The 3,907-nt window shown below is 36.5% G+C and carries 3 protein-coding genes; all 3 read left to right on the top strand.

Annotation, left to right across the window (positions count from 1 at the left end; translation table 11 throughout):
- Nucleotides 1-172: 172 nt before the first annotated feature.
- Nucleotides 173-1,930, top strand: a complete 1,758-nt coding sequence (gene pyk / locus AC3AX0_RS08830) for a pyruvate kinase (RefSeq protein ID WP_487549931.1) — start codon at nt 173-175, stop codon at nt 1,928-1,930.
- Between the two features lie 131 nt (nt 1,931-2,061).
- The gene (locus AC3AX0_RS08825; protein WP_487549930.1) at nt 2,062-3,306 is read left to right on the top strand and encodes a pyridoxal phosphate-dependent aminotransferase; all 1,245 of its coding nucleotides are present in this window, start codon (nt 2,062-2,064) and stop codon (nt 3,304-3,306) included.
- 171 nt (nt 3,307-3,477) lie between these two features.
- Nucleotides 3,478-3,907: aminotransferase class I/II-fold pyridoxal phosphate-dependent enzyme (locus AC3AX0_RS08820; RefSeq protein ID WP_487549929.1), on the top strand; the 430-nt coding region annotated here is incomplete at its 3' end.

Here is a 3,907-nt window from a genome sequence, read left to right as displayed (position 1 = left end):
TGGGAGCCAAGGGTGTAGAACTTCTTGTTGACGGAATAAGCAATGTTGTTCTGGGAACAAAAGATGGTAAACTGTTTCATCAAGATATCGAAGAAGCTTTGAAAATAGAAAAACAATTTGACTATGAAGCATATGAATTGACAAAAATATTGTCAATATAAACGGAGGAATTATGAGAAAAACCAAAATTGTATGTACAATTGGTCCTGCATCACAGGACAAGGAAACACTGTCTCAAATGATCAATACAGGTATGAATGTTGCCAGAATGAATTTTTCACACGGAAATCATGAAGAACATCTTGAGAGATTTAACATGGTTAAGGAGATAAGGGAAGAGCTTAACCAGCCTATAGCAATAATGCTTGATACAAAGGGTCCTGAAATAAGAACAAGAGAATTCGAAAAGGGATTCGTAGAGATGGAAATAGGACAGAAAATCATCATTACTGCGAGAAATGTAATGGGAAAAGACGGTCTATGCAGCGTTACCTATGATAATATTGCAAAGGATGTCAAGGTGAACGATAATATACTCATTGACGACGGTCTTATAGGACTTACGGTTACTGAAATAGTAAATGATACGGATATAGAATGTGTTGTAAACAATGCGGGTACGGTGAAGAACAAAAAAGGTGTAAACATACCTAATGTGGATATAACATTACCAGCACTTACTAAGAAGGATATTGACGATATTGAATTTGGAATTAAAAATGATATAGATTTTATTGCGGCCTCCTTCATAAGAAAAGCAAATGACGTAATAGAAATCAGAAAGATTCTTGAAAGAAACAATGCTGAGCATGTACAGATTATTTCGAAAATTGAAAATCGTGAAGGTGTAAACAACATAGATGCCATCATCAAAGTTTCTGATGGAATAATGGTTGCGAGGGGAGATCTTGGAGTAGAAATACCGGCAGAAGAAGTGCCTCTTGTTCAAAAAATGCTTATAGAGAAGTGTAACATTGCTGGAAAGCCTGTAATTACTGCGACGCAGATGCTCGATTCTATGATGAGAAATCCAAGACCTACAAGAGCAGAGGTTTCAGACGTTGCAACTGCAATATTTGAAGGTTCTGATGCAATAATGCTTTCGGGAGAGACTGCAGCTGGAAAATATCCTGTAAGGTCGGTAAAGACAATGGTGGACATTGCCATGAAAATTGAAGGTTCTCTTGATTATGATGAAATGTTTAATAAGAGAAATTTATATGCCGACAATACAATAACAAATGCAATAAGTATGGCTACTTGCAGAACGGTACTTTCCCTTGATGCCAAAGTTATAATAACCGCTACAGCATCAGGGTTTACTGCATCGGAAGTATCCAAGTTCAGACCTAAGGCGTCAATTGTTGCGGCTACCCACTCCGAAAGGGTAATGCGAAAACTTGCATTGTACTGGGGTGTAAAACCTGTAAAGACTGACAAGCTTGATATGACAGATGAAGTTATAGAAAACTCTGTTCAGAAAGCTCTTGAAGTAGGTTATATCGAAAACGGAGACCTGGTTGTAATTACTGCCGGTGTTCCAGTAGGAGTTGCTGGTAGTACAAACCTTTTGAAGGTTCATGTAGTAAGTGAACTCCTTTACAAGAAGGTTGGAGTAGGTAGAGAAACAGCTGTTGGTAAAGCCCGAGTGGGTGTTGTTCCAAAAGACTTTGAAAATAAATTTATGGAGGGCGACATTCTTGTTGCACCTGTAACAGACAAGGATCTTATGCCTTATATTGAAAAGGCTTCTGCTGTAATAGTGGAAGAAGGAGGACTTACTTCCCATGCATTCATAGTATGCATGAACCTTGGTGTAGAAGTTGTAGTTGGTGCAGAAAATGCTACATCAATAATAAAGGATGGAGAAGTGTTGACTGTAAATGGAAATAGGGGAGTTGTTTACAGAGGAGAAGCAAGAATATTGTAAAAAATTACTTGTATTTACATTATATTATCTAAAAATAAAAAGAGAGATGATAAATCTCTCTTTTTTATTTGTTATTGAAAAACCCTTATGTTATAATTCTCGTAGTAAAATAAATTATCAGAGGTAAAACTATGAAACCAATAATGGTCGCAAATCACGCGAAATGGCCTGAGAAAGATGATCCAATTTTTGCAATTGCAGGAAAGGCCCAAGAAGCAATAAAAAAGTATGGTAGTGAAAACGTAATCAACTCCACTTTGGGAGCATTGATGGATGATGATGGAAAGCTTATAGCTTTCGATTCAGTATTTAGTGTTTTAAAGGATATGCCAAATGAAGAAATAGCTGCATATTCAGCAATCCCTGGAATGCCTCAGTTTTTGAAGGTGGTTGAAGATGTGTTCTTTACAGAATACAAGCCTGATGCACATATTAGAGTAGTTGCAACTCCCGGAGGTTCAGGTTCCATAAAGGAAGCTGTTTGGAATTACACAAACGAGGGAGATGAGATATTGACTTCAGACTGGTACTGGTCACCTTACCAGACCATTGCTGAAGAAGCAGGAAGAAACATTGTAACATACAAGCTTTTTGATGATGAAGGAAACTACAATATGGAAGGTTTCAAAAGCAGATTCAAGGAAATATTGGACCGTCAAAAAAGACTTATGGCCATAATCAATACACCAGCACATAACCCTACAGGATACAGCGTATCCGACGAAGAGTGGGATGAGATTCTTGATTTTCTTAAGGAAGAAGCTAAAGATGAAGAAAATAAAATAATTCTTTTTGTTGATTCAGCTTATATAGATTTTGCAGGAAAGGGAGATGAAAGAAGAGCATTCTTCAAGAAATTCTCAAATTTACCTGACAATATTCTAATAATTGCAGGTTTTAGTGCATCGAAAGGATTCACAATGTATGGACTCAGAAACGGTGCTGTAATAGGAATAACTTCCAATGAGTTGATTGCAAATGAATTCTATGCATCATCTCTTCATACAGCTAGAGCAAACTGGTCAAACGGTAACAGGGGTGCAATGCTTACAATAGCTGAAATTTTCAATAATGAAGATCTTAAAAAGAGCTACCTTGAAGAAAAGAACCACTACAAATCAATGCTTAGAAAAAGAGCAGAAGCATTTGTGGAAGGTGCAGAAAAATGCGGTCTTGAACTTGTTCCATACAGGGATGGATTTTTCATCAGCATACCATGTGACAAACCATACGAGGCAAGTGAAGCATTAACTGAAAAAAATGTATTTGTTGTTCCTTTGGGAAAAGGCCTTAGATTTGCAGTTTGTGCAGTAGCTGAAGATAAATGCAGAAGGGCTCCTAGACTTATCAAGGAAGTAATTGACAGCTTTAAGTAATTTTCAAAAGAAAAGCAAAATTTAGTATTTTATAGTATAATTAAGGTATGGTTTGACTTAAAGTCGGACCATGCCTTTTTAGTTGCATGAATGTTTTAGAGATAATAACCCATCATTTTCACTATATGGATTATGGAAAAATAATATTGGAATGGGAATTAGGAGGAAGAAATGTATAAGAATATCAAGAAAATCTATGAAGAAAAACTGGATGAAATAAAGGACAGTGGATTATGGAAAGAAGAAAGGATAATCATATCGCCTCAAAAAAGCAGGATAGACACGGACAAGGTAACTGGGGTACTTAATATGTGTGCAAACAATTATCTTGGACTTGCAAATAATGAAGAAGTAAGAACTGCAGCGAAAGAAAGTTATGACAAATGGGGATACGGACTTTCATCAGTTAGGTTTATATGCGGAACACAATCTGTCCACAAAACTCTGGAAAGAAAGCTGTCGGAATTTCTTGAAATGGAGGATACAATACTCTATTCCTCGTGTTTCGATGCTAATGGAGGACTTTTTGAAACTATTCTGAATGAAGAAGATGCAGTAATAAGCGATGAGCTTAATCATGCAAGTATTATAGATGGTGTAA

Source organism: Dethiosulfatibacter sp. (assembly GCF_983023055.1).
Note: the sequence above shows the minus strand (reverse complement) of the source record. Positions and strands in the feature narration are given on the sequence as shown.

What these genes read in the sequence shown, in the direction of transcription:
- AC3AX0_RS08825 (WP_487549930.1), top strand. Translation starts at nt 2,062, where the DNA reads ATGAAACCAATAATGGTCGCAAATCACGCGAAATGGCCTGAGAAAGAT.
- pyk (WP_487549931.1), top strand. Translation starts at nt 173, where the DNA reads ATGAGAAAAACCAAAATTGTATGTACAATTGGTCCTGCATCACAGGAC.